Below are 22,765 nucleotides of genomic sequence, written 5' to 3'. Positions count from 1 at the left end.
CACCGTCATCGTCCGCGACGTCGGGCGGCCCGGAGGCTCCGGACCTCTACGCTGAAGGGAGCACAGGAGCTGGAGGGAGTCGGTCGTGACGGAGTCCGAGAAGAAGGTCCGCGCCGTCGTCGCGGTGCCGTTGACGGAGGAGCTGTGCGGGCTCATCGAGGAGCTCGAGCCGCGGCTCGAGGTCATCCACGACGCGGCACTGGTGCCTCCCATGCGCGGTCCGGCCGACTGGTCGGGCGACCCCGACTTCACCCGCACGCCGGAGCAGCAGCGCGCGTTCGAGGCCCTCGTCGACTCCGCTGACGTGCTCTTCGGCATCCCCGACGTCGACCCCGACGCACTGGCGCGGACGGTCTCTGCGAACCCGCGGCTGCGGTGGGTCATGACCACGGCGGCGGGCGGCGGCAGCACGGTCAAGGCCGCGGAACTCGACCGCGCCGACCTCGACCGCATCGTCTTCACCACCAGCGCCGGCGTCCACGGCGGCACGCTCGCCGAGTTCGCCCTCTTCGCGGTGCTCGCCGGGGCGAAGGACCTTCCGCGCCTGCGGACCGATCAGGATCAGCGCATCTGGCCCGAGCGGTGGGAGATGCGCCAGGTCGACGAGATGACCGTGCTCGTGGTGGGACTCGGCGGCATCGGCGCGGAGTGCGCCCGCCGTTTCCACGCTCTCGGCGCCCGCGTGTGGGGGACCACTCGCTCCGGTCGTCCGGTCGAGGGCGTCGATCGCCTCATCGCGCTGGACGACCTCGTGGACGCGGTGGGGGAGGTCGACGCGATCGTCGTCACGCTTCCGGGCACGGAGCAGACCAGACACCTCATCGGCGAGGAGCTTCTGCGGGCAGTGAAGCCCGGGGTCATCCTCACCAACGTCGGGCGCGGGAGCGTGGTCGATGAGGCGGCGCTGCTCTCCGCCCTCGACGACGGCCGCGTCGGCTTCGCCGGGCTGGATGTCTTCGAGCAGGAGCCGCTGCCCGCCGAGTCCCCGCTGTGGGCGCACCCGCGCGTGCTCGTCAGCCCGCACACCGCGGCACTCAGCTCGAAGGAGGAGGAGCGCATCGCGCGGCGGTTCGCCGAGAACGCCACCCGCCTGCTCGACGGTCGGGAGCTGCGCGCAGTGGTCGACACGGTCGAGTTCTACTGAATCGGGATGCAGCAGGCATGAGCGTGCGCATCGTCGTGATGGGGCCGAGCGGATCCGGGAAATCGACGGTCGGTGCGGCGCTGGCGGAGAGCCTCGAGGCGCGCTTCGTGGACGGTGACGATCTGCATCCGCTGACCAACGTCGAGAAGATGGCAGCGGGGATCGCCCTCGATGACGAGGACCGGATGCCCTGGCTGCGGGTGGTCGGACGGACGCTCGCCGCCGAGACGCACATCGTCGTCGCCTGTTCCGCGCTGCGGCGGCGCTACCGGGATGCCATCAGGGCGGAGGCGCCGGACGCCTTCTTCGTCGAGCTCGGCGTGGCACGGGAGACGCTCGCCCGGCGACTGGGTGGACGGCCCGACCACTTCATGCCGGCCTCGCTGCTCGATTCCCAGCTCGACGCGTGGGAACCGCTGACGGGTGACGAGCCCGGCGTCCGGGTCGATGCCGCGCTCCCGCTGGTGCAGGAGGTGGCGGCGATCCGGAAGGCGCTCGCCGCGGAGACGGGAACGCCGGGGGAGCCTCAGTCCTTGCGGTAGCCCGAGCGGCCGAGCGAGAAGAGAGCGGCACCCGTGGCGACGGCCGCGCACACCGACATGGCGCCGATCAGCCAGAGGAGGACGTGGGAGAGGAAGGCGCCGTCGAGCATGGGGGTACTCCGAATTTCTGCAGTGGGGACCGGTGTCCTCAGCCTATCGGGTCATCCGGTACCATGGAGGCGTACCTCGGCGAGGGACGCTTCTGCGCGTGCGCGGGCGTCCGTGATCGACGCGGCGAAGCAAGCCCGGTGGCTTTCCTCACGCGTCCGCGTTCGAGTCCACAATTCCAAGACCACCGCGCGGCGCCTTCGCTGCGTGCCCCGAAGGAGAACCTCATGTCTGAAGACACCACGGTCCACGCCGAGCTGCGCAGCAGCTTCGGCAAGGGCTTCGCCCGTCGTCTGCGCGCCGCCGGCAAGATCCCCGCGGTCATCTACGGCCACGGCACCGAGCCCGTGCACGTCGCGCTGCCCGGCCACCAGGTCTCCCTGATCATCCGTCGCGCCAACGCGCTGCTCGACCTCGACATCGAGGGCACCTCGCAGCTCGCGCTCGTCAAGGACGTGCAGAAGGACCCGGTGCACCAGATCATCGAGCACATCGACCTCCTGGTCGTGAAGAAGGGCGAGAAGGTCGCCATCGACGTCCCCGTCGTCGTCACCGGTGAGTCGGCCCCCGGCACCATCGTCAACCTCGATGCCACGACCATCCAGGTCGAGGCGGAGGCCACCCACATCCCCGAGAACATCGAGGTCTCGGTCGAGGGTCTCGAGGAGGGCGCGCACATCACCGCCGCCGACGTCACCCTCCCGAAGGGCTCGACGCTCCTCACCGACGGCGAGGTCCTCGTGGTCGCCATCTCCGTCCCGGCCGCTCCGGACGAGGACGAGGAGACCGAGGGCGAGTCCGCCGAGGGTGCCGCTGAGGCGTCCGAGGAGGCCGCCGCGGAGTGATCTCCGCCTGCTTCATCACGGAGGGGACGCGATCGGATCGCGTCCCCTCCGTCGTATCCTGACCGGGGTGACGGCTCCGGCGAGAGAGGACGAGGAATGGCAGCGACATGGCTCGTGGTCGGTCTCGGCAATCCGGGACCCCGCTATGAGGCGACCCGCCACAACATCGGCCAGATGGTCGTCGATGAGCTCGCGGCCCGCCGCGGAGAGAGCTTCCGGGAGCACAAGGGGGGCGCGCGCGTCGTCGAGACCTGGCTCCGGCCCGGTGCCGACAAGCTCGTGCTCGCCAAGCCGAACACGTTCATGAACGTCTCGGGAACCCCTGTCGCAGCGCTCGCCCGGTTCTACTCCGTCCCTCTCGACCACGTGGTCGTCGTGCACGACGAGCTCGACATCCCGTTCGACACGGTCAAGCTCAAGACCGGAGGAGGGCACGGCGGGCACAACGGCGTGCGTGACATCGCGCGGGCCCTCACGAGCCCGGACTTCCCGCGGGTGCGGGTCGGCATCGGCCGACCGGCGGGGCGCCAGGATCCTGCCGACTGGGTGCTCTCCCCGTTCGGCAAGGACGAGCGTGCGAACCTTCCCCTGCTCGTGGGTGACGCCGCGGACGCCGTCGAGCTCCTCGTCGGGGAAGGCCTGCTCGCCGCGCAGCAGAAGCATCACGCACCGCGCTGACCGGCGCCCCGCGGGGTCAGGTGGTGAAGGTGGCGTATCCCGCGGCGCCGCCGACGGCGAAGGCCGTGAACACGGCGACGAAGAAGATGACTGCGCCGAGGACGGCGACGATCAGCGCGGCGATGCCCGCTCCACGTCCCTGCTTTCGGCGGATCGCGATGATGCCGAGCACGATCGCGGCGATGCCGAACACCGTGCCGGCCCAGAACGACAGCTCCGTCCACAGCACCTGATCACGCGCGGGGGACAGGAACCCGAGATCTCCCGAGGAGCCGCTGATGCCCTGCGGGATGCGGCGGCCCACCTCGAACGCGCTGACGCCGCCGATGATCGGCATGACGACGGCCGCGAGGATCGAGAGGCCGAGGGCGAGCAGGCCGAGGAACCCCGAGGGCTTCGGCGCGGCGTCGGGCGCCGTGTACGTGCCGGACGGTGCCGCATAGCCGCCCACGGGCACCTGATACGCCCCCGGAGGCGCAGCCGGGGGTGCCGGCTGGCCGTATCCGCCGGTCGGCGGGTAGGGTGCCGGAGCCCTCGGCGGTACGGACGCGTACGCGGGCGGCGGGATCGCACCGGAGACCGAGTCCTGCGGGACCGAGGCCGTCGGAGGGGCGGGCGGAACGGCGCCGGACGGAGGGGGCAGCTGCGGATCGGTCACGATGTCATCCTAGGGTGGCGCGCGGCTCAGACCCGGCGCAGCAGTCCGACGCGGTCGTACACGTCGGACAGCGTCCGATCGGCGACGGCATCGGCGCGGGCGGCGTTCTCGGCGAGGATCCGGTCGAGCTCGGCCGGATCGTCGAGGAGTTCGAGCGCACGGTCGCGCACCGGAGCGAACTCCTCCACGACGACCTCGGCGAGGCCCTTCTTGAAGTCGCCGTACCCGCGACCCGCGTACTCGTCCTCGATCGCGGGGATCTGGCGTCCGCTCAGCGCGGCGTAGATGGTCAGGAGGTTCGAGACGCCCGGCTTGGCCTCGCGATCGAACCGCACGGTGCCCTCGTTGTCGGTCACCGCGCGCATGATCTTCTTCGCCGACTTCGCCGGGTCGTCCAGCATCCACAGCACGCCGGCATCGCTCTCGGCCGACTTCGACATCTTGGCCGTCGGATTCTGCAGGTCGTAGATGCGCGCCGTCTCCTTCTGGATGACCGGGACCGGCACCGTGAAGGTCTCGCCGAACCGCGAGTTGAAGCGCTCCGCGAGGTCGCGGGTGAGCTCGACGTGCTGCTTCTGGTCGTCGCCGACCGGCACGACGTCCGTCTGGTAGAGCAGGATGTCGGCGGCCATGAGCACCGGGTAGGTGAAGAGGCCGACGCTGGTCGCATCGGCGCCGTAGCGGGCCGACTTGTCCTTGAACTGGGTCATCCGTCCGGCCTCACCGAAGCCGGTGATCGTGCTGAGGATCCAGGCGAGCTCGGCGTGCGCACGCACGTGCGACTGCACGTACAGCGTCGACTGCGAGGGCTCGATGCCCGCCGCGATGTACTGCGCGGCGGTACGGCGGGTCTTCTCGCGGAGCTCGGCCGGGTTCTGGGCGACCGTGAGGGCGTGCAGGTCGACGACGGAGAAGAACGCGTCGTACGAGGTCTGGAGCTCCCGCCACTGCAGGAGTGCGCCGATGTAGTTGCCGATCTGGAGGGAGTCGGCGGAGGGCTGCATTCCGGAGTAGAGACGAGGCTTGTTCACCCGTCAATCCTATGCGTCCGCGCGGCGGACCCCTGCGCCCGCCGATCCCTTACGCTGACGTCATGACGAGCGGTGCGCCTCCGACGCGGGGACAGGTGTTCCTCGACGCGTTGGGCGCGGACGCCGAGCGTCTGCACCCGGAGATCCTCGCGCAGTATCGCGCTCCCGTCGCGGCGGGGCACGCGGAGGGGGTGTTCGCCGTCGCGGGGAGCCGCTTCGGTCGCGCAGCCGGTCTCGTGCGTCCGATCGTCGGGCCGGGTCTTCTGGTGCCGACATCGGGACGAGATGTCCCGTTCGTGCTCCGCACGGCCTCGGGGCGCACAGAGACCGGCCGCGCGACGCTCGACTCCATCCGCGAGTTCCGTTTCCCCGGACGGACCGCGCGGATCGTCGACCGGCTCACGGTGAGCGTGCGGCCGGGACTGGTCCGGAATCTCCTCGGTGCCCGAGGCCGCGTGGAGCTCATCGAGGAGTGCAGTGTGACGGCGGAGGGCTTCCTGCGGATGCGCACCATCCGAGTCGCGCTGCGGCTGTGCGGTCGGCGGTTCGCGCTGCCCGGTCCGCTCGGCGTGCGCGTGGACCTGATCGACGGCTGGGACGCGGAGCACCGCCGGCGCACGATCGATATGCGTGCCGTGAACCCGCTGCTCGGCACCGTCCTGGAGTACCGCGGATGGTATCGGGAGTCGGAGCCGTCGCCCTCCGAGCAGCCCGACCCGGGTCAGTAGGTGTAGTCGACGACGACCGGCGCGTGGTCGCTCCAGCGCTGGTCGTACGCGGCCGCACGCGCCACGTGGTACGCCTGGACGCGCTCGGCGAGAGCGGGCGTGGCCAGGTGGTAGTCGATGCGCCATCCCGAGTCGTTGTCGAAGGCCTTCCCGCGCATGGACCACCACGTGTACGGCCCGTCCACCTCGCCGTGGAAGCGGCGGCCGACGTCCACCCAGCCCAGGCCGGTGCCGACCGAGCCGTCGACGCCGGTGACCGGGGTCCCGGCCTCACCGAGGAAGCGATCGAAGTAGGCGCGCTCACGCGGCAGGAAGCCGGCCTTGGTGCGGTTGCCGCGCCAGTTCTTGATGTCGAGCTCGCGGTGCCCCACGTTGAGGTCGCCGGTGACGAGGGCGAGGGCGCCGTCGGTGTTCAGGCTCGCGAGTCGCGCTTCGAACGCGTCGAGGAACTTCCACTTCTCATCCTGCTTCGGGGTGTCGGCCTCGCCGGAGTGCACGTAGGCGCTGACGACGGTGAGCGGACGGTCGCCGATCAGGAAGTCGGCCTCGATCCAGCGCCCCTTGGAGTCGAAGTCCTCCGGGCCGAAGTCCGCCCGGGAGGCGAGCGCGGGGAGGCGGCTGGCGATCGCGACGCCCGCTCGCCCCTTGGCCGTGGCCTCGTCGTGGACGAAGGTCCAGCCGGGGAGGGCGGCCTCGATGTGCTCGTCCTGCCCGCGCACCTCCTGAAGGGTGAGGATGTCGATGTCGGCGGCGTCCAGCCACGTGCTCATCCCGTTGCGGGCGGCCGCCCGGATCCCGTTGACATTGACCGAGGCGATACGCAGGTGAGGCATTCCTCCAGCCTAACGAGCACCGCCGACATCGCGGTTCTGACGGTGATCGAGCTCGGAGAGCAGGCGCTGCGCGAGAGGGGAGGTCGGGGGTGCGGGCGGGGGAGCAGAGGCCTCCAGTCGCGCGACCTCGTCCTCCGCCTCGCGGACGGCGTGCCCGGCCGCCCAGCTCCGATACCACGGGGCCTCGTCTTGCGCGGCTCGGGCGTCGCGCAATCGGATCCGTGCCGCCGCGAGCAGGGTGGCGTGCTCCGCCACCCGCCGCTCGGCCTCCGTCGGCAGCAGGAGCGGGAGGTCGCGGTCCTGGGCGGCGACGGCGATCCAGGAGGCGGCGACGAGCATGACCACCCCGTTCACCCGGAACCACAGCAGCAGCCCGACGAAGATCGCGAAGGTCGCCAGCAGGGGATTGGACGGCGTGTAGCTCAGGAGGAACCCGACCCCGAACTGCAGCACCGTCATGGCCGCGCCGCCGAGGAGGGCGCCCGGCCAGATGGTGCTCCAGTGCAGCGAGGTGCCGGTGAGGAAGCGCACCATCGCCGCCAGCGCCCCCGTCAGCAGGACGAACGACACCAGCACCGTGCCGATCCGGATGCCGAGGTTGAGGCCGTCCGATCCCGCGTCCCAGCCGAGGAGCGAGAGCACCCAGCTCAGCACGGCGGCGCTGGCCGAGCTGAGGGCGGAGCCGAGGATCAGCGAGACACCGAAGATGAGGGCGGCGAGGAGGTCGCGCGCTTTGAGGAGGAGGTAGCTGCGGCGGTCGGGCTCGAGGCCGAAGATGTCCCGCACGGCTCGCCGGGAGAAGGTCACCCAGCCGATCGCCGTCCAGATGACCGTGCCGAGCGCGATGAGGCCGGTGATTCCGAGGAACCCGGTGGTGTTCGACGCGATCTCCTGCACCTGTGCGGGCGTGAAGACGCCGCCCTCGTCGAGGATGAGGTTCGGGATGTAGTTGTTGATGATGTCGATGAGCCCGTTCACGGCCTCCTCGCTGCCGCCGAGCCAGAGCCCTGTGATGGCGAACGCGAGGTAGACCGCGGCGAAGATGGCGAACAGCGCCTGGTAGCTCACCCCGGCGGCGAGCAGGAAGCCGTTGTGTTGCAGGAAGTGACGCCACACCCGCACCGGGAAGAGACCGAGGGTCCGCCGCGTCAGCGCGGTCGCGCGCTCGACCGCGGCATCGAGGCGACCATCGGTCGCCGAACCGGGCTCGGACACGCCCCCACCCTACCCAAGACCGATCACGCCCTTCCGCGAGAACAGGCACAGACGCGAGAACAGGCGGCCCCGTCCGGGACCGCCTGTTCTCGCGTGAATGCCTGTGTCGGCGCGTCAGGGACGGCCGCGGAGGACCGCCTGCTTGACCTCGGCGATGGCCTTGGTGACCTCGATGCCGCGGGGGCACGCCTCGGAGCAGTTGAAGGTCGTGCGGCAGCGCCAGACGCCTTCCTTGTCGTTGAGGATGTCGAGGCGGACCGCAGCGTTGTCGTCACGCGAGTCGAAGATGAAGCGATGCGCGTTGACGATGGCCGCCGGGCCGAAGTACTGTCCGTCGGTCCAGAACACCGGGCATGACGAGGTGCACGCGGCGCAGAGGATGCACTTGGTGGTGTCGTCGAAGATCTCGCGGTCGGCGATGGACTGCGTGCGCTCCTTGCCCTTCTCCGGCACGGAGTTCGCGACGAGGAACGGCTGCACCTCGCGGTACGACGCGAAGAACGGCTCCATGTCGACGACGAGGTCCTTCTCCAGCGGCAGGCCCTTGATGGCCTCGACGTAGATCGGCTTCGAGATGTCGAGGTCCTTGATCAGCGTCTTGCACGCCAGGCGGTTGCGGCCGTTGATGCGCATGGCGTCGGAGCCGCAGATGCCGTGGGCGCAGGAGCGCCGGAAGGTGAGCGAGCCGTCGACCTCCCACTTGATCTTGTGCAGGGCGTCGAGGACGCGGTCGGTGGAGTAGAGCTCCACGTCGTAGTCGACCCAGTGCGGCTCGGCGTCGATCTCCGGGTCGAACCGACGGATGTTGAAGGTGACGATGAAGGACTGGATCCCGGTCTCTTCCGTCGTGTCTGCCGGGGCCTCGGCGAGGGCGTTGGACATGCTCAGTACTTCCTCTCCATCGGCGGGTAGTTGAACTCGCCCTTGTCGTTCTTGGTGAAGACGACGGGCTTCCAGTCGAGCTTGATGTGGTCGCTCGGGTCGGAGGAGTGCGGGTCGCCCGTGAGGTACGCCATGGTGTGCTTCATGTAGTTCTCGTCGTCGCGCTTCGGGAAGTCGTCGCGCATGTGGCCGCCGCGGCTCTCCTCGCGGTTCTGTGCGGCGTAGACGACGACCTCGGCGATGTCGAGCAGGAAGCCCAGCTCGACCGCCTCGAGCAGGTCGGTGTTGAACCGGTGGCCCTTGTCGTCGACGTGCACGTTCTTGTAGCGCTCACGGAGCTCGGCGATCACGCCGAGGACGTGCTGGAGGGATTCGTGCGTGCGGAACACCTGCGCGCCCTTGTCCATCTCGTCCTGCAGCGTCTTGCGCAGTACGGCGATCCGCTCGGTGCCCTGGTTGTTGCGCAGGCCCTCGAGCATGTCGGAGACGAACGCCGCGGGGTTCTCCGGAAGCGGGACGAAGTCCGCCGTCTTGACGTACTCCACCGCGTTGCGACCCGACCGCTTGCCGAACACGTTGATGTCGAGCAGCGAGTTCGTGCCGAGACGGTTGGCGCCATGCACCGAGACGCAGGCGCACTCACCGGCGGCGTAGAGGCCGGGGACGACGGTGTCGTTGTCCGCGAGCACCTCGCCGTTGTTGTTCGTGGGGATGCCGCCCATGGCGTAGTGCGCGGTCGGCATGACGGGCACCGGCTCGACGACCGGGTCGACGCCCAGGTACGTGCGGGCGAACTCGGTGATGTCCGGGAGCTTGGTCTCGAGCACCTCGGCGCCCAGGTGCGTGCAGTCCAGCAGCACGTAGTCCTTGTGGGGACCGGCGCCGCGGCCCTCGGCGACCTCCTGGACCATGCAGCGCGCGACGATGTCTCGGGGCGCCAGGTCCTTGATGGTGGGGGCGTAGCGCTCCATGAACCGCTCACCGGAGGCGTTGCGGAGGATCGCGCCCTCACCGCGGGCGCCCTCGGTGAGGAGGATGCCGAGGCCGGCGAGACCGGTCGGGTGGAACTGGAAGAACTCGAGGTCCTCGAGGGGGAGGCCCTTGCGCCAGACGATGCCCACGCCGTCGCCGGTGAGCGTGTGCGCGTTGGAGGTCGTCTTGAAGATCTTGCCGAAGCCGCCGGTCGCGAAGATCACGGCCTTGGACTGGAAGACGTGCAGCTCGCCCGTGGCGAGGTCGTACGCGACGACGCCGGCGACCTGCGTCGCCCCCGCCGCGTCCTTCACGGTGATGAGGTCGAGCACGTAGAACTCGTTGAAGAAGTTGATGCCGAGCTTGACGCAGTTCTGGAACAGCGTCTGCAGGATCATGTGGCCGGTGCGGTCGGCGGCGTAGCACGCGCGTCGGACCGGGGTCTTGCCGTGCTCGGCCGTGTGGCCGCCGAAGCGGCGCTGGTCGATCTTGCCCTCAGGGGTGCGGTTGAAGGGGAGGCCCATGTTCTCGAGGTCGATGACCGCGTCGATGGCCTCCTTCGCGAGGATCTCCGCCGCGTCCTGGTCGACGAGGTAGTCGCCGCCCTTCACGGTGTCGAAGGTGTGCCACTCCCAGGAGTCCTCCTCGACGTTCGCGAGGGCCGCCGCCATGCCGCCCTGCGCGGCACCGGTGTGCGAGCGCGTGGGGTACAGCTTGGAGATCACGGCCGTCTTCGCGCCGGGGCCGGCCTCGATGGCCGCCCGCATGCCGGCGCCGCCGGCGCCCACGATGACGATGTCGAACTGGTGGTAGTGCACGCCGTCACGGACGACGGAATCCTGCGTCTGGGTAGTCACTTCTCGTTTGCCTCTTCTTCTAGCCCTGCGCCTGGCAGGTCTCCCACAGCGTGCTCGACTCGGTCACACCCAGGCACGGGTCGAACGTGAAGACGACCAGGGTGCCGAGGAGGATGAGCAGGCCCGCGGCCAGGCCGAGGGCCCAGACGAGCGCCTTGCGCGCGGTGGGGTTGGTCACGTAGTCGTTCACGATCGTGCGCATGCCGTTGGCGCCGTGGATGAGGGCGAGCCAGAGCATCAGCACGTCCCACCACTGCCAGAACGGCGTGGCGAACTTGCCGGCGATGAAGGCGAAGTCGAGGGCGTGGATGCCCTCGCCGACCATGAGGTTGACGAAGAGGTGGCCGAAGATCAGCACGACGAGCACGACGCCCGAGACGCGCATGAAGACCCAGCCCCACTTCTCGAGGTTGATGCCGCGCTGACGGCGGGCGGGAGCGGCGACGGTCTGCGCGCTCATCAGTGTCCTCCTCCGAAGCCGGCGAACGCGAGCATCAGGTGACGCGGCACGAAGCCGGCCATGATGATGCCCCACACGAGCAGCACGCCCCAGAACAGCTGGCGCTGGTACTTGGCGCCCTTCGACCAGAAGTCGACGGCGATGATGCGCAGGCCGTTCATGGCGTGGAACACGATGCCCGCCACGAGCACGACCTCGCCGATCGCCATGACCGGGTTCTTGTATGTGCCGATGACCGCGTCGTACGCCTCCGGCGAGACCCTGATCAGCGCCGTGTCGAGCACGTGCACCAACAGGAAGAAGAAGATGGCGACTCCGGTGATGCGGTGAAGCACCCACGACCACATGCCTTCGCGACCCCGGTAGAGGGTGCCGCGGGGGGTCTTGGACGTGGTTTCCGAAATCGACGGTGTCAAGCGAGCGCTTGTGGACACGGTCGTCCTCCCTGGATCGATGTGTTTCGGTCGCGTGCGCTGCTTCGTCCACATCTGGCCTGGAGGAGGGTCAGGCACGCCCGATCGGAGTCCATCCTATTCCCGTGCGGACGCCGCGGGCGACGAAGGGGAGCCTAAGTCGAACCCGCCGCTACGCTGGCCTGCATGAGCGAGCCGATCGAAGACTTCTATGCGGTCATCCCCGCCGGTGGCATCGGCAGTCGGCTGTGGCCGCTGTCCCGCGCGGACGCCCCGAAGTTCCTGCACGACCTCACCGGCTCCGGCCATTCGCTGCTGCGCGATACGTGGGACCGGCTGGAGCCGCTCGCCGGACCGGACCGGATCGCGGTGGTCACCGGCCGCGCCCACCGAGCTGCGGTGGAGGCGGAGCTGCCCGGCATCGCCGACCTCAACGTCTTCCTGGAATCCGAGCCCCGCGAGTCCGCGGCGGCGATCGGGCTGGCCGCGGCCGTGCTGCATCGGCGCAACCCGGACGTGATCATCGGCTCGTTCAGCGCGGACCACGTCATCCGGGGCACGCGGGTCTTCGAGTTCGCCGTCCGCGACGCCGTCGAGGTCGCCAGGGAGGGCTACATCTGCACGATCGGCATCGCGCCGACCGAGCCGGCGGTCGGCTTCGGCTACATCAAGAAGGGGCCGGAGCTGGTCGTGGAGCGCGCCAGGGAGGCGGCCCTCGTCGAGAGCTTCGTCGAGAAGCCGGATCTGGAGACGGCCAGGGCCTACCTCGCCGAGCGCACCTACCTGTGGAACGCGGGCATGTTCATCGCGAAGGCGAGCGTCCTGCTGGACGAGCTCGCGGCCAACGAGCCCGCCCTGCACGCCGGTCTTCTCGAACTCGCCGAGGCCTGGGACGACCGGGAGCTCCGCGGGCCCGCCGTCGACCGCATCTGGCCACGGCTGAAGAAGATCGCGATCGACTACGCCGTCGCGGAGCCGGCGGCGCGGCGCGGGCGTCTCGCCGTGGTCCCCGGGCACTTCGACTGGGACGACGTGGGGGACTTCGCGTCGCTGACGAAGCTCATCACGAACGGCCGCAAGAACGACCTCGCCGTCCTCGGGCCCCGCGCCCGGGTGCTGACCGACGCGGCCAGCGGCATCCTCGTCAGCCAGACCACCCGCGTGATCAGCCTGGTGGGGGTGCAGGACATCGTTGTGGTCGACACCCCCGACGCGCTCCTGGTCACGACGGTCGAGAACGCGCAGCGGGTGAAGGGCGTGGTGGAGTCGCTCAAACTCAACGGCCAGGGCGACGTGCTCTGATGAGCAGCGCTCCGTGCTCATCGGCAGGGTTGATTTCAGCTTTGTAACCATTGGCCCGGCCGCCCGGGGCCGACGTGCACGAACGTCGAAACACTAGGTAACTTTGATCGATCCGCGATGGCCGCGGGTTCGTTGAGGGAGGCATCCGTGACCATCTCCACCACCAAGAAGCTGCTCGGCGCGACGGTCGCCGCCGGTGTCGTCTTCGCCCTTGCCGGCTGCGGTCAGGCGCCGACCGACGAGTCCGAGGGCGGATCCGCCCCCGTCGACTCCGACTTCAAGCCGTGCCTCATCTCCGACGCCGGCGGCTGGAACGACAAGTCGTTCAACCAGTCGGCCAAGGAGGGCATGGACAGCGCCGCCGACGAGCTCGGCATCAAGCCGCTGGAGTTCGAGTCCGCCAACGACAACGACTACGCGCCGAACCTCGAGACCGCCGTCTCCGAGGGCTGCTCGCTCATCGTCTCGGTCGGCTTCAAGCTGTCCGCAGCCACGGTCGAGTCCGCGCTCGCGAACCCCGAGATCGACTACGCGATCATCGACGACTGGGCTGACAACGACTTCGACGGCACCACCGACGCGCCGAACATCAAGCCCCTCGTCTTCGACACCGCTCAGGCTGCCTACCTCGGCGGCTACGCCGCGGCCGCCTGGTCCGCAGAGGCCGGCGTGAACAAGGTCGGCACCTTCGGCGGCATGCAGATCCCGTCGGTCGCCGTCTTCATGGACGGCTACCAGCTCGGTGTCGAGAAGTACAACGAGGACAAGTCGGCCGACGTCCAGGTCTTCGGTTGGGACGCCGCCACCCAGAAGGGCTCCTTCACGGGCGGCTTCGACGCCAACGACACGGCCAAGCAGACCGCCCAGGGCGTGCTCGACCAGGGTGTCGACGTCATCCTCCCCGTCGGCGGCCCGGTCTACCAGAGCGCCGCAGCGGCGATCAACGACAGCGGCAAGGACACGCTGATGCTCGGTGTCGACAGCGACCTCGCCGTCGCCGACCCCAGCGTCGCCGACATCACGCTCGTCTCCATCATGAAGGCCATCGACGTGGCCGTCCGCGACGCGACGCTCGCGGCCGCCGCCGGCGAGTTCGATCCGGAGCCCTACATCGGCACGCTCGAGAACGAGGGCGTGAAGCTCTCCGGCTTCGGCGACTTCGAGGCGGACCTGCCCGAGGGCCTCACGGACGAGCTGTCCGCTCTCCAGGAGCAGATCATCTCCGGCGACATCACGGTGGAGTCCGAGAACTCTCCCACCCGCTGAGTCGGAGCCGTACCCAGCACGGGGCGAGTGGCGCAGGCTGCCACTCGCCCCGCACTGTGGGCGGCGACGATTCTCCTCGGTGACTCTTCTGGATAAGGTGCAGATATGAAGCTCGAACTTCGCGGCATCACCAAGCGATTCGGCAGCCTCGTGGCGAACGACCACATCGATCTCGTGGTCGAACCCGGTCAGATCCACGCTCTCCTCGGCGAGAACGGTGCAGGCAAGTCGACGCTGATGAACGTGCTCTACGGCCTGTATCAGGCCGACGAGGGCGAGATCCTCCTCGACGACGTCGTGCAGCACTTCCGCGGCCCCGGAGACGCGATGGCCGCGGGCATCGGCATGGTGCACCAGCACTTCATGCTCGTGCCGGTGTTCACGGTGGCCGAGAACGTCATGCTCGGTCACGAGCAGACCAAGGGCCTCGGCACGCTCGACATCGCGAAGGCGCGCGAGCACGTGCGCGCGGTCGCGGCGCGGTTCGGGTTCGACATCGATCCGGACGCCGTCGTCGGCGACCTGCCCGTCGGTGTGCAGCAGCGCGTCGAGATCATCAAGGCGCTGTCCCGCGACGCCAAGGTCCTCGTCTTCGACGAGCCCACCGCGGTGCTGACGCCGCAGGAGACCGACGAGCTCATGGCCATCATGCGCCAGCTCCGGGACGAGGGCACCGCGATCGTGTTCATCACGCACAAGCTGCGCGAGGTGCGCGAGGTCGCCGACCGCATCACGATCGTCCGGCTCGGACGAGTGGTGGGGGAGGCCTCGCCGACCGCCACCAACGCCGAGCTGGCCTCGCTCATGGTCGGCCGCGCGGTCGAGCTGACCGTGCAGAAGGAGGCGCCCCGCCTCGGCGAAGGCGGCCTGGAGGTCCGCAACCTCCGGGTGCTCACCTCGACCGGAGCCATCGTCGTGGACGACGTCGACTTCACGGTCCGCCCCGGTGAGGTCCTCGCCATCGCCGGTGTGCAGGGCAACGGCCAGACCGAGCTCGTCGAGGCCATCGTCGGCCTCGCCGCACGCGTCGAGGGGAACATCATCCTCGACGGTACCGAGCTCGTGGGCAAGAGCGTCCGTGGCATCCTCGACGCCGGTGTCGGGTTCGTGCCGGAGGACCGTACCGAGGACGGCCTCGTCGCCGGATTCTCGGTCGCCGAGAACCTCATCCTCGACCGCTCCGACGATCCCGCCTTCAGCCGGGCCGGGACGCTGCGTCGCGGCGCCCTGGAGGACTTCGCCAAGAAGCGCATCGCGGAATACGACATCCGCACGCAGGGCCCGGACACCCCCGCGGGAACCCTCTCCGGAGGCAACCAGCAGAAGGTCGTGATCGCGCGCGAGATGAGCCGGGAACTGCGGCTCTTCGTCGCGGCCCAGCCGACGCGCGGGGTCGACGTGGGCTCGATCGAGTTCATCCACAAGCGCATCATCGAGACGCGGGACGCGGGCATCCCCGTGATCGTCGTCTCGACCGAGCTCGACGAGGTCGCCGCCCTCGCCGACCGGATCGCGGTCATGTACCGCGGCACCATCGTCGGCATCGTCCCCGGTGACACGCCCCGGGAGACACTCGGACTCATGATGGCCGGAGCGGCCGATGCGGAGGTGACCGCGTGAGCGGCGCGACACCCGGTGCAGGAGACGTCACGAAGGGGCTGCCCCCCGAGCAGCTCCCGCCCAGCACGGGCCTGGCGGACGAGGTGCCCCCGCCCCCGCGCGGCAACGCCGTCCTCAAGGAGATCCTCCGCGGGAGTGCGGTCACGACGATCCTGGCGATCGTCCTCGCGCTCATCGTCGGCGGCATCCTCATCGCCTTCACGAACGAAGACGTGCAGAAGGCCTCCGGATACTTCTTCGCCAAGCCGAGCGACACGTTCGTCGCGGCATGGAACGCGGTCTACAACGGCTACGAGGCGCTGTTCCGCGGAGCGATCTTCAACGCCCGCGGCGCCGACTTCGCCGCGCAGATCCGACCGCTGACGAACACGCTGGGCTTCGCGGCTCCGCTGATCGCCGCCGGTCTGGGCGTCGCGCTCGCCTTCCGCGTCGGCCTGTTCAACATCGGTGCCCGCGGTCAGATGCTCGTCGGCGTCGCGGTCGCGGCCCTGCTGACGTTCAACCTCGACCTGCCGATCTGGTTCCACCTGCCCGTCACCCTGCTGGCCGGTATCGCCGGCGGTGCGCTCTGGGGCGGCATCGCCGGTCTCATCAAGGCACGCACGGGCGCGCACGAGGTGATCCTCACGATCATGCTCAACTACATCGCGTACTACCTGCTGCTGTGGATGATCCGCACGCCGGGGCTCCTGCAGAAGCCGGGGACCAATCAGGCGCTGGGTTCTGCGACGCCCGAGAGCGCGCAGTTCCCGACCCTGCTCGGCCCGCAGTTCCCGCTTCTGGACCTCGGCTTCGTCATCGTGGTCATCGCGACGGTGTTCGTGTGGTGGCTCATCGAGCGCTCCTCGCTGGGCATGCGCATGCGCGCGGTGGGGGAGAACCCGCACGCCGCTCGCGCCGCGGGCATCAGCGTCAAGCGCGTCTACGTCTACGCGATGCTCTTCGCGGGTGCCCTCGCCGGCCTCGCCGGCATGAACCAGCTCCAGGGCGCCGTCACCACCGGCGTCACCGAGACCATCGACGCCGGCATCGGCTTCGACGCCATCACGGTCGCCCTCCTCGGACGCAGCCGCGCGTGGGGGACCTTCGCGGCCGGGATCCTGTTCGGTGCCCTCAAGGCGGGCTCGTTCTCCATGCAGGCGCAGGACATCCCCGTCGACATCGTGCTCGTCGTGCAGTCGCTCGTCGTGCTGTTCATCGCCGCGCCGCCGCTGCTGCGCACGGTGTTCTTCCTCCCCAAGTCCGACGCAGAGAAGGCGGCGAAGGCGAGAGCCAAGGCCGCGAAGAAGGCGGTGACGGCATGATGTCGCTCGTGCAGACCGAAGCCGCCGACGGCACGGTGCAGCTCGCCACCGTCCGGGAGCGTCACCTCAAGGCACCGATCAGCCTCGCGATCGTCACCGCGCTGCTGGCCGTGCTCTTCCTCGCCGTGCCGCGCAGCGGCACCAGCACCTTCCGCCTCGGCGACCGCACGTCGGCCTTCGAGCTCCCCGACGTGGAGCTGCCCACCGCGCCGACCTTCTGGGTCGTCTTCGCCGTGCTCGTCGTCCTCACGGTCGCAGCGTTCCTCCGGGCGTGGACGTACCGCGCCCCGTCGATCTGGCTCATGGTGGTCTACGGCGTGCTCGCGGTCTTCGCGTTCCTGGTCTGGGCCGCAGCCGGGGGCCTCGTCCCCGTCACGAGCCTGCTGTTCGGTGCCGTGTCGCTGTCGGTGCCGCTCGTGTTCGGCGCGCTCGGCGGCGTCATCGGCGAACGGGCCGGTGTCGTCAACGTGGCCATCGAGGGGCAGCTGCTCCTCGGCGCCTTCTCGGCGGCGCTGCTGTCCAGCATCACCGGCAACGCTTTCGTCGGCCTGATCGGCGCCATGATCGGCGGCGTGCTCGTCGCGAGCGTGCTGGCGGCGTTCGCCATCAAGTACCTCGTCGAGCAGGTCATCGTCGGTGTCGTGCTCAACGTCCTCGTCACCGGGCTCACCGGATTCCTCTACGGAGCGCTCCTCGCCCCGAACGAGGCCGAGCTGAACACCCCGGTCCGCTTCTCCCGCATCGAGATCCCGGTGCTGAGCGACATCCCGATCATCGGTCCGGTGCTGTTCAACCAGACCTTCATCGTGTACCTCATGTTCATCACCGTGGCCGTCGTCGCGTGGGGCCTGTACCGCACCAAGTGGGGCCTGCGCCTCCGCGCGGTGGGCGAGCACCCGCAGGCGGCCGACACGGTCGGCATCCGGGTCAACCCGACCCGCTTCTGGAACGTGCTGCTCGCGGGCGCGATCGCCGGCATCGGCGGTGCGTACTTCACGCTCGTGTCGGTCCCGCAGTTCGGCAAGGAGATGACGGCAGGTCTCGGCTTCATCGCTCTCGCCGCCGTGATCTTCGGCCGCTGGGACCCGATCCGCGCGACGCTCGCCGCCCTGCTCTTCGGATTCGCGACGAACCTGCAGAACCTGCTCTCGATCCTGAAGACGCCGATCCCCGGCGAGTTCATGCTCATGCTGCCGTACGTCGTCACGCTGCTCGCGGTCGCCGGATTCGCCGGTCAGATCCGGGGCCCTGCCGCCAGCGGCAAGCCGTACATCAAGTCGTAGAACCCGCAGGGAAGAAGGAACCACCACCATGACGGACATCGACTGGGATGAGCTGCGGCAGGTCGCCGCGGATGCCATGACCAAGGCGTACGCGCCGTACTCGCGCTACCGCGTGGGAGCGGCGGCTCTCGTCAGCGACGGGCGGATCGTCGCCGGATGCAACGTCGAGAACGCCTCCTACGGCGTCACGCTGTGCGCCGAGTGCGCGCTCGTGGGCGATCTGTTCATGTCCGGCGGCGGGCAGCTCGTCGCCTTCGTGTGCGTCAACAACGACGGCGAGACGATCATGCCGTGCGGCCGGTGCCGCCAGCTGCTGTTCGAGCATGCCGTACCCGGCATGCTGCTGGAGACCGTCTCCGGCATCCGCACGATCGACGAGGTGCTGCCCGACGCGTTCGGGCCGCGCGACCTGGAGGACGCACGATGACCGCGGGACAGGCTCAGGGAGCCATCGAGCAGTTCGACGCGATCGACGTGATCCGGGCCAAGCGCGACGGAGGCGTGGTCCCGGAGCCGGCCCTGCGCTGGATGGTGGACGCCTACACGCGCGGCTACGTGTCCGACGCGCAGATGGCCTCCTTCGCGATGGCGATCTTCCAGCGCGGCATGGAGCGCGACGAGATCCGCGTGCTCACCGACGCGATGATCGCTTCCGGGGAGCGGATGAGCTTCGCGACTCTCGGCAAGAAGACCGTGGACAAGCACTCCACGGGTGGCGTGGGCGACAAGATCACCCTGCCGCTCGCGCCCCTCGTCGCCTCGTTCGGCGTGGCGGTGCCGCAGCTCAGCGGCCGCGGCCTCGGCCACACCGGCGGCACGCTCGACAAGCTGGAGTCCATCCCCGGCTGGCGCGCTGCGCTCAGCAACGAGGAGATGTTCGCGCAGATGCAGGGCGACGTCGGGGCCGTGATCTGCGCCGCGGGGTCGGGTCTCGCGCCCGCCGACAAGAAGCTCTACGCGCTCCGCGACGTCACCGGCACCGTGGAGGCCATCCCGCTGATCGCCTCCAGCATCATGTCGAAGAAGATCGCCGAGGGGACCGACGCTCTCGTCCTGGACGTGAAGTTCGGTTCCGGCGCCTTCATGCAGGACATCGACAGGGCTCGGGAGCTCGCGCGCACGATGGTGGCGCTCGGCACGGACTCCGGTGTCGCGACCACGGCACTTCTGACCGATATGAACGTTCCCCTGGGCCGCGCGATCGGCAACGCCAACGAGGTCCGCGAGTCGGTCGAGATCCTCGCCGGCGGGGGACCCGCCGACGTCCGGGAGCTGACCGTCGCGCTCGCGAGGGAGATGCTCGCCCTCGCCGGTCAGCCTGACGCCGACGTGGAGGCAGCGCTCGACGACGGCCGCGCCATGGACACGTGGAAAGCGATGATCCGTGCGCAGGACGGCGACCCCGACGCGGCGCTCCCGGTGGCGCGGGAGACGCACGTCGTGACGGCGCCCGCGGACGGCGTCGTGACCCGCATGGACGCGCTTCCCTTCGGCATCGCCGCCTGGCGTCTGGGCGCCGGGCGTGCGCGTGCGGAGGACCCGGTGGTCTTCGAGGCGGGGATCGATCTGCATGCGAAGCCGGGGGACCGGGTGTCGGCGGGGCAGCCGCTGTTCACGCTCTCGGCAGCCGACGAGGCGCGCTTCCCCCGGGCGATCGAGGCGCTCGAGGGCGCCTGGGAGCTCGGCGACGAGGCTCCGACCGTGGGACCGATCGTCCGCGAGCGCATCACGGCGTGAGGCCCGGGCGCTAGCCTGGACGAACACCCCGCGACCGAGAGGATCCCCATGTCGATCGATGCGAGCGGCGACGTCGCCATCCAGGGCGTCTCCCTGCGGAGTCTGCCGAAGGTGTCGCTGCACGACCACCTGGACGGCGCGGTGCGCCCGGCCACGATCATCGAGCTCGCCGACGCGATCGGTCTCGAGGTCCCGGCATCCGACCCTGCCGCGCTCGGTTCGTGGTTCGCGAAGAAGAGCGACGCGGGATCGCTGGTGGAGTACCTGAAGACGTTCGAGCTCACCACCGCGGTCATGCAGACCCGTGAGGGGCTGACGCGCGTCGCGCGAGAGTTCGTCCAGGACCTCGCGGCGGACGGAGTCATCTACGGTGAGATGCGCTGGGCGCCGGAGCAGCACCAGGCGCGCGGTCTCTCGCTGGAGGACGCCGTCGAGGCGGTGCAGCAGGGCATCGAGGAGGGTGAGGACGCTGTCGACCGCGACGGCCGCAGCATCCGCGTCGGCCAGCTCCTCACCGCGATGCGGCACACCGACCGGGCGCGGGAGATCGCCGAGCTCGCGGTGGACTTCCGCGGACGGGGCGCCGTGGGCTTCGACATCGCCGGCCCCGAGGACGGCTTCCCTCCGTCGGACCACCGCGCGGCCTTCGACTACCTCGCCGAGAACTTCTTCCCGGTGACCGTGCATGCGGGGGAGGCAGCCGGGCTCGCCTCCATCCGCTCCGCCCTCCTGGACGGGCGTGCGCTCCGACTCGGACACGGCGTGCGCATCGCGGAGGACCTCGAGGTCGTCACGCAGGAGGGCGACGAGGTGCAGGTGCGCTTCGGCGACCTCGCCCGCTGGGTGCGCGATCGGGAGATCCCGCTGGAGCTCTCCCCGTCGTCGAACCTGCAGACCGGAGCCGTCGCGGCGTGGGGGCAGACCCTCGCCGATCATCCGTTCGACCTGCTGTACCAGCTCGGGTTCGCGGTGACGGTGAACGTGGACAACCGCACCATGAGCGCGACCTCCCTCACGCGGGAGCTGGCGCTGCTCGTGCAGACGTTCGAGTACGACCTCGACGACCTCGAGGCCTTCCAGTTCAACGCCGCCGCTGCGGCGTTCCTCCCCGTCGAGGAGCGCGAGGAGCTCGTCGAGATGATCGCCGAGGGCTTCGGCGCCTGACCCGGCGGCCGACACGACCCGTCGCGGCCGACACGACCCGTCGGCACGGCCGGAACGGGAGGCGGGACGCGAGGATGGGGGCATGCCCGCCTCCGTCTTCCTCGCCGGTCCCGCCTCGTGGAACCGGATGGTCCTGCTCGACCGGCTCCCCGAGCCCGTGCCCCACATGCAGTTCGCGCAGGCGAGCTGGGAGACGGTCGGCGGCACGAGCGCCGGCAAGGCGCTGAGCCTGACGACGCTGGGGCGGCCGGTCGTGCTGCATGGCATCGCCGGAGAGGACGAGGACGGGCTGCGCGTCCGCGAGGCGCTGCAGGCGGCCGGAGTGGTCGCGCACTGGACGGACGGGATCACCGAGCGGCACCTCAACCTGATGACGCCGCGCGGTGAGCGGGTGTCGCTGTACCTCTCGACCCCGGCGGAGACGACGGGGGAGGCGGACGGGGCGCACGCGGCGGAGATGGCTGGAGCCGACGCCGTCGTCCTCGACCTGGCCGCCGAGCCGCGACGGCTGCTCCCGCTCGCAGTGGCCAGCGGCACGCCGCTGTGGGTCGACGTGCACGACTACGACGGCGTCGGGGAGTACCACCGGCCGTTCCTCGCGGCAGCCACGGCGGTCTTCTGCAACGCGGACCGGCTGGACGCGCCGGTGGAGTTCCTCCGCGCCGTCGTCGCGGAGGGAGCGGCGTTCGCGGTGTGCACGCTCGGCGCCGAGGGAGCGGTCGCGGTGGGGGCGGACGGTGCCGAGTTCCGGGTGCCCGCCGTGCCGACCACCGTCGTCGACACCAACGGCGCCGGCGACGCGTTCTTCGCGGGCGTCCTCGACGCGCGGCTGGGAGGCGCGGACCTGGCGTCGGCGCTCTCGGCGGGCGCACGCTCGGCCGCCGGAGTGCTGACCACCCGGCATCTGCACCCGCTGCTCGACCCGATCCTCGGGGATCCGCGGGCGGCCTAGGGCGCGACCTGCTCCAGGAACCCGCCGACGACCTCGGTGACCTCGGCGTCCATCTCGTCGTCGTCGATCGTCGGGGTACCGTCGCCGGACTGGGGTCCGTAGTCGCCGAAGGAGGCGTGGGAGGCGCCGTCGATCTCGACGAACTCGGCGTCCGCGGGGAGCTCGGAGCGGGCGTCCGCGATCTTCTCGGGTGTGGAGAGACCATCCTCGCTGCCGGAGACGCTCAGCACCGGGAGGTCGGTGCCTGCGAGGTCGGTCGCGCAGTAAGAGGCGAAGAGGACGAGGGCATCGGCGTCCGTCGCGAGTTGACAGGCGCGCACCCCGCCGAGGGAGTGGCCGCCCACGGCCCAGACGCCGACGTCGGGCGCGGCGCTCGTGAACGAGTCGAGTCCGCGGGGATCGAAGAAGGCGAGATGGAGCCAGGGCCGCGTGATGACGACCGTGGTGCCCTCCGCCGCGAGCCCCTGGAGGATCGACGCGTAGGCCCAGGGGTCGACCTTCGCGCCGGGGATGAAGACGAGTCCCCGGTCGGAGGAGCCGTCCGCGGGCTCCAGGACGATCCCCTCATCGGCATCGGTCACCGTGATCGCCGGGTTCTCGCGGACGGCGGTCAGCGGTGCGGGCTCCGCGTCCATGACGCCGACCTGGCTCCAGACGAGGACTCCGCCGATGGCGAGGAGGATGACGATCGCCACGCTCCACAGGACTCGCTTCAGGACGCGGCGCCGGGGCTTCTTCTGCACAGCAGCAACGCTACCCCGGCCCCGACGC

The 22,765-nt window shown here is 69.9% G+C and carries 24 protein-coding genes; 14 read left to right on the top strand and 10 right to left on the bottom strand.

Going from position 1 to position 22,765, the window contains the following annotated elements; all coding sequences use genetic code 11:
- The first annotated feature begins 85 nt into the window (after positions 1 to 85).
- Both AC3B5L_RS12030 and AC3B5L_RS12025 read left to right on the top strand, forming a co-directional pair.
- Entirely contained in the window at positions 86 to 1,144 is a 1,059-nt protein-coding gene (locus AC3B5L_RS12030) for a D-2-hydroxyacid dehydrogenase (protein ID WP_259954601.1), read from the top strand.
- Positions 1,145 to 1,161: 17 nt separating this feature from the next.
- Complete coding sequence (locus AC3B5L_RS12025) at positions 1,162 to 1,686, top strand: gluconokinase (RefSeq protein ID WP_268776824.1); 525 nt, start codon at positions 1,162 to 1,164, stop codon at positions 1,684 to 1,686.
- Here the strand turns inward: AC3B5L_RS12025 and AC3B5L_RS12020 are convergent.
- The gene (locus AC3B5L_RS12020; protein ID WP_259954603.1) at positions 1,671 to 1,796 is read right to left on the bottom strand and encodes a hypothetical protein; all 126 of its coding nucleotides are present in this window, start codon (positions 1,794 to 1,796) and stop codon (positions 1,671 to 1,673) included. The genes AC3B5L_RS12025 and AC3B5L_RS12020 overlap by 16 nt on opposite strands.
- Before the next feature lie 225 nt (positions 1,797 to 2,021).
- On the opposite strand from AC3B5L_RS12020, the gene AC3B5L_RS12015 reads away from it, so the two are divergent.
- Entirely contained in the window at positions 2,022 to 2,639 is a 618-nt protein-coding gene (locus AC3B5L_RS12015; RefSeq protein WP_268776825.1) for a 50S ribosomal protein L25/general stress protein Ctc, read from the top strand.
- Positions 2,640 to 2,735: 96 nt separating this feature from the next.
- Complete coding sequence (gene pth, locus AC3B5L_RS12010; protein WP_187661952.1) at positions 2,736 to 3,317, top strand: aminoacyl-tRNA hydrolase; 582 nt, start codon at positions 2,736 to 2,738, stop codon at positions 3,315 to 3,317.
- A gap of 16 nt (positions 3,318 to 3,333) precedes the next feature.
- On the opposite strand, the gene AC3B5L_RS12005 is transcribed toward pth, so the two are convergent.
- Together AC3B5L_RS12005 and trpS are read right to left on the bottom strand one after the other, a co-directional pair.
- On the bottom strand, positions 3,334 to 3,975 hold the full coding sequence (locus AC3B5L_RS12005; protein WP_268776826.1) for a hypothetical protein: 642 nt from the start codon (positions 3,973 to 3,975) through the stop codon (positions 3,334 to 3,336).
- 26 nt (positions 3,976 to 4,001) lie between these two features.
- Positions 4,002 to 5,006, bottom strand: a complete 1,005-nt coding sequence (gene trpS / locus AC3B5L_RS12000; RefSeq protein ID WP_259954607.1) for a tryptophan--tRNA ligase — start codon at positions 5,004 to 5,006, stop codon at positions 4,002 to 4,004.
- Between the two features lie 62 nt (positions 5,007 to 5,068).
- Here trpS and AC3B5L_RS11995 point away from each other — a divergent pair, with 62 nt between their 5' ends.
- Complete coding sequence (locus AC3B5L_RS11995; RefSeq protein ID WP_259954608.1) at positions 5,069 to 5,734, top strand: DUF4166 domain-containing protein; 666 nt, start codon at positions 5,069 to 5,071, stop codon at positions 5,732 to 5,734.
- Here the strand turns inward: AC3B5L_RS11995 and AC3B5L_RS11990 are convergent.
- The 6 genes from AC3B5L_RS11990 to sdhC form a co-directional block, all read right to left on the bottom strand.
- Entirely contained in the window at positions 5,728 to 6,567 is an 840-nt protein-coding gene (locus AC3B5L_RS11990; RefSeq protein WP_259954609.1) for an exodeoxyribonuclease III, read from the bottom strand. The genes AC3B5L_RS11995 and AC3B5L_RS11990 overlap by 7 nt on opposite strands.
- Before the next feature lie 9 nt (positions 6,568 to 6,576).
- Complete coding sequence (locus AC3B5L_RS11985; RefSeq protein ID WP_259954610.1) at positions 6,577 to 7,782, bottom strand: YhjD/YihY/BrkB family envelope integrity protein; 1,206 nt, start codon at positions 7,780 to 7,782, stop codon at positions 6,577 to 6,579.
- A gap of 114 nt (positions 7,783 to 7,896) precedes the next feature.
- Positions 7,897 to 8,664, bottom strand: coding sequence for a succinate dehydrogenase iron-sulfur subunit (locus AC3B5L_RS11980; protein ID WP_187661947.1), 768 nt, complete (start codon positions 8,662 to 8,664; stop codon positions 7,897 to 7,899).
- Between the two features lie 2 nt (positions 8,665 to 8,666).
- Positions 8,667 to 10,493 carry a succinate dehydrogenase flavoprotein subunit gene (gene sdhA, locus AC3B5L_RS11975; protein WP_259954611.1) on the bottom strand — a complete coding sequence of 609 codons (1,827 nt, stop codon included), beginning with the start codon at positions 10,491 to 10,493 and terminating at the stop codon, positions 8,667 to 8,669.
- A gap of 19 nt (positions 10,494 to 10,512) precedes the next feature.
- Entirely contained in the window at positions 10,513 to 10,953 is a 441-nt protein-coding gene (locus AC3B5L_RS11970) for a succinate dehydrogenase hydrophobic membrane anchor subunit (RefSeq protein WP_149085820.1), read from the bottom strand.
- The gene (gene sdhC, locus AC3B5L_RS11965; protein WP_082758508.1) at positions 10,953 to 11,387 is read right to left on the bottom strand and encodes a succinate dehydrogenase, cytochrome b556 subunit; all 435 of its coding nucleotides are present in this window, start codon (positions 11,385 to 11,387) and stop codon (positions 10,953 to 10,955) included. The genes AC3B5L_RS11970 and sdhC overlap by 1 nt, the downstream gene beginning before the upstream one ends.
- Positions 11,388 to 11,552: 165 nt before the next feature.
- Here sdhC and AC3B5L_RS11960 point away from each other — a divergent pair, with 165 nt between their 5' ends.
- The 9 genes from AC3B5L_RS11960 to AC3B5L_RS11920 all read left to right on the top strand — a co-directional run bounded on the left by AC3B5L_RS11960 (position 11,553) and on the right by AC3B5L_RS11920 (position 21,994).
- On the top strand, positions 11,553 to 12,668 hold the full coding sequence (locus tag AC3B5L_RS11960; protein WP_071329657.1) for a mannose-1-phosphate guanylyltransferase: 1,116 nt from the start codon (positions 11,553 to 11,555) through the stop codon (positions 12,666 to 12,668).
- A gap of 147 nt (positions 12,669 to 12,815) precedes the next feature.
- The gene (locus AC3B5L_RS11955) at positions 12,816 to 13,934 is read left to right on the top strand and encodes a BMP family lipoprotein (RefSeq protein ID WP_187661944.1); all 1,119 of its coding nucleotides are present in this window, start codon (positions 12,816 to 12,818) and stop codon (positions 13,932 to 13,934) included.
- Between the two features lie 105 nt (positions 13,935 to 14,039).
- The gene (locus tag AC3B5L_RS11950) at positions 14,040 to 15,554 is read left to right on the top strand and encodes an ABC transporter ATP-binding protein (protein WP_268776827.1); all 1,515 of its coding nucleotides are present in this window, start codon (positions 14,040 to 14,042) and stop codon (positions 15,552 to 15,554) included.
- Positions 15,551 to 16,858 (top strand): ABC transporter permease, encoded by a 1,308-nt coding sequence (locus tag AC3B5L_RS11945; RefSeq protein WP_187661942.1) that lies wholly within the window; start codon positions 15,551 to 15,553, stop codon positions 16,856 to 16,858. The genes AC3B5L_RS11950 and AC3B5L_RS11945 overlap by 4 nt, the downstream gene beginning before the upstream one ends.
- Positions 16,858 to 18,141 carry an ABC transporter permease gene (locus AC3B5L_RS11940; RefSeq protein ID WP_396667033.1) on the top strand — a complete coding sequence of 428 codons (1,284 nt, stop codon included), beginning with the start codon at positions 16,858 to 16,860 and terminating at the stop codon, positions 18,139 to 18,141. The genes AC3B5L_RS11945 and AC3B5L_RS11940 overlap by 1 nt, the downstream gene beginning before the upstream one ends.
- A gap of 28 nt (positions 18,142 to 18,169) precedes the next feature.
- Complete coding sequence (locus AC3B5L_RS11935; RefSeq protein WP_187661940.1) at positions 18,170 to 18,568, top strand: cytidine deaminase; 399 nt, start codon at positions 18,170 to 18,172, stop codon at positions 18,566 to 18,568.
- On the top strand, positions 18,565 to 19,878 hold the full coding sequence (locus AC3B5L_RS11930; protein WP_268776828.1) for a thymidine phosphorylase: 1,314 nt from the start codon (positions 18,565 to 18,567) through the stop codon (positions 19,876 to 19,878). The genes AC3B5L_RS11935 and AC3B5L_RS11930 overlap by 4 nt, the downstream gene beginning before the upstream one ends.
- Before the next feature lie 48 nt (positions 19,879 to 19,926).
- Positions 19,927 to 21,042, top strand: coding sequence for an adenosine deaminase (locus tag AC3B5L_RS11925; protein WP_187661938.1), 1,116 nt, complete (start codon positions 19,927 to 19,929; stop codon positions 21,040 to 21,042).
- Between the two features lie 82 nt (positions 21,043 to 21,124).
- Entirely contained in the window at positions 21,125 to 21,994 is an 870-nt protein-coding gene (locus tag AC3B5L_RS11920) for a carbohydrate kinase family protein (RefSeq protein ID WP_259954618.1), read from the top strand.
- Here the strand turns inward: AC3B5L_RS11920 and AC3B5L_RS11915 are convergent.
- On the bottom strand, positions 21,991 to 22,737 hold the full coding sequence (locus AC3B5L_RS11915) for an alpha/beta hydrolase (protein ID WP_268776829.1): 747 nt from the start codon (positions 22,735 to 22,737) through the stop codon (positions 21,991 to 21,993). The two genes, AC3B5L_RS11920 and AC3B5L_RS11915, sit on opposite strands and share 4 nt — an antisense overlap.
- Positions 22,738 to 22,765 lie beyond the last annotated feature (28 nt).

The sequence above is a fragment of the Microbacterium sp. C-MGS6 genome (assembly GCF_058140415.1).
This window is presented reverse-complemented; position numbering and strand designations above follow the sequence as displayed.

Bases quoted from the DNA above. Each gene is read 5' to 3' on its own strand.
- AC3B5L_RS12025 (WP_268776824.1), top strand. From the start codon at position 1,162: ATGAGCGTGCGCATCGTCGTGATGGGGCCGAGCGGATCCGGGAAATCG.
- AC3B5L_RS12015 (WP_268776825.1), top strand. From the start codon at position 2,022: ATGTCTGAAGACACCACGGTCCACGCCGAGCTGCGCAGCAGCTTCGGC.
- AC3B5L_RS11950 (WP_268776827.1), top strand. From the start codon at position 14,040: ATGAAGCTCGAACTTCGCGGCATCACCAAGCGATTCGGCAGCCTCGTG.
- AC3B5L_RS11920 (WP_259954618.1), top strand. From the start codon at position 21,125: ATGCCCGCCTCCGTCTTCCTCGCCGGTCCCGCCTCGTGGAACCGGATG.
- AC3B5L_RS11990 (WP_259954609.1), bottom strand. From the start codon at position 6,567: ATGCCTCACCTGCGTATCGCCTCGGTCAATGTCAACGGGATCCGGGCG.
- AC3B5L_RS11960 (WP_071329657.1), top strand. From the start codon at position 11,553: ATGAGCGAGCCGATCGAAGACTTCTATGCGGTCATCCCCGCCGGTGGC.
- pth (WP_187661952.1), top strand. From the start codon at position 2,736: ATGGCAGCGACATGGCTCGTGGTCGGTCTCGGCAATCCGGGACCCCGC.
- AC3B5L_RS11935 (WP_187661940.1), top strand. From the start codon at position 18,170: ATGACGGACATCGACTGGGATGAGCTGCGGCAGGTCGCCGCGGATGCC.
- AC3B5L_RS11940 (WP_396667033.1), top strand. From the start codon at position 16,858: ATGTCGCTCGTGCAGACCGAAGCCGCCGACGGCACGGTGCAGCTCGCC.
- AC3B5L_RS11970 (WP_149085820.1), bottom strand. From the start codon at position 10,953: ATGAGCGCGCAGACCGTCGCCGCTCCCGCCCGCCGTCAGCGCGGCATC.
- AC3B5L_RS11995 (WP_259954608.1), top strand. From the start codon at position 5,069: ATGACGAGCGGTGCGCCTCCGACGCGGGGACAGGTGTTCCTCGACGCG.
- AC3B5L_RS11930 (WP_268776828.1), top strand. From the start codon at position 18,565: ATGACCGCGGGACAGGCTCAGGGAGCCATCGAGCAGTTCGACGCGATC.
- AC3B5L_RS12020 (WP_259954603.1), bottom strand. From the start codon at position 1,796: ATGCTCGACGGCGCCTTCCTCTCCCACGTCCTCCTCTGGCTGATCGGC.
- AC3B5L_RS11980 (WP_187661947.1), bottom strand. From the start codon at position 8,664: ATGTCCAACGCCCTCGCCGAGGCCCCGGCAGACACGACGGAAGAGACC.
- AC3B5L_RS11925 (WP_187661938.1), top strand. From the start codon at position 19,927: ATGTCGATCGATGCGAGCGGCGACGTCGCCATCCAGGGCGTCTCCCTG.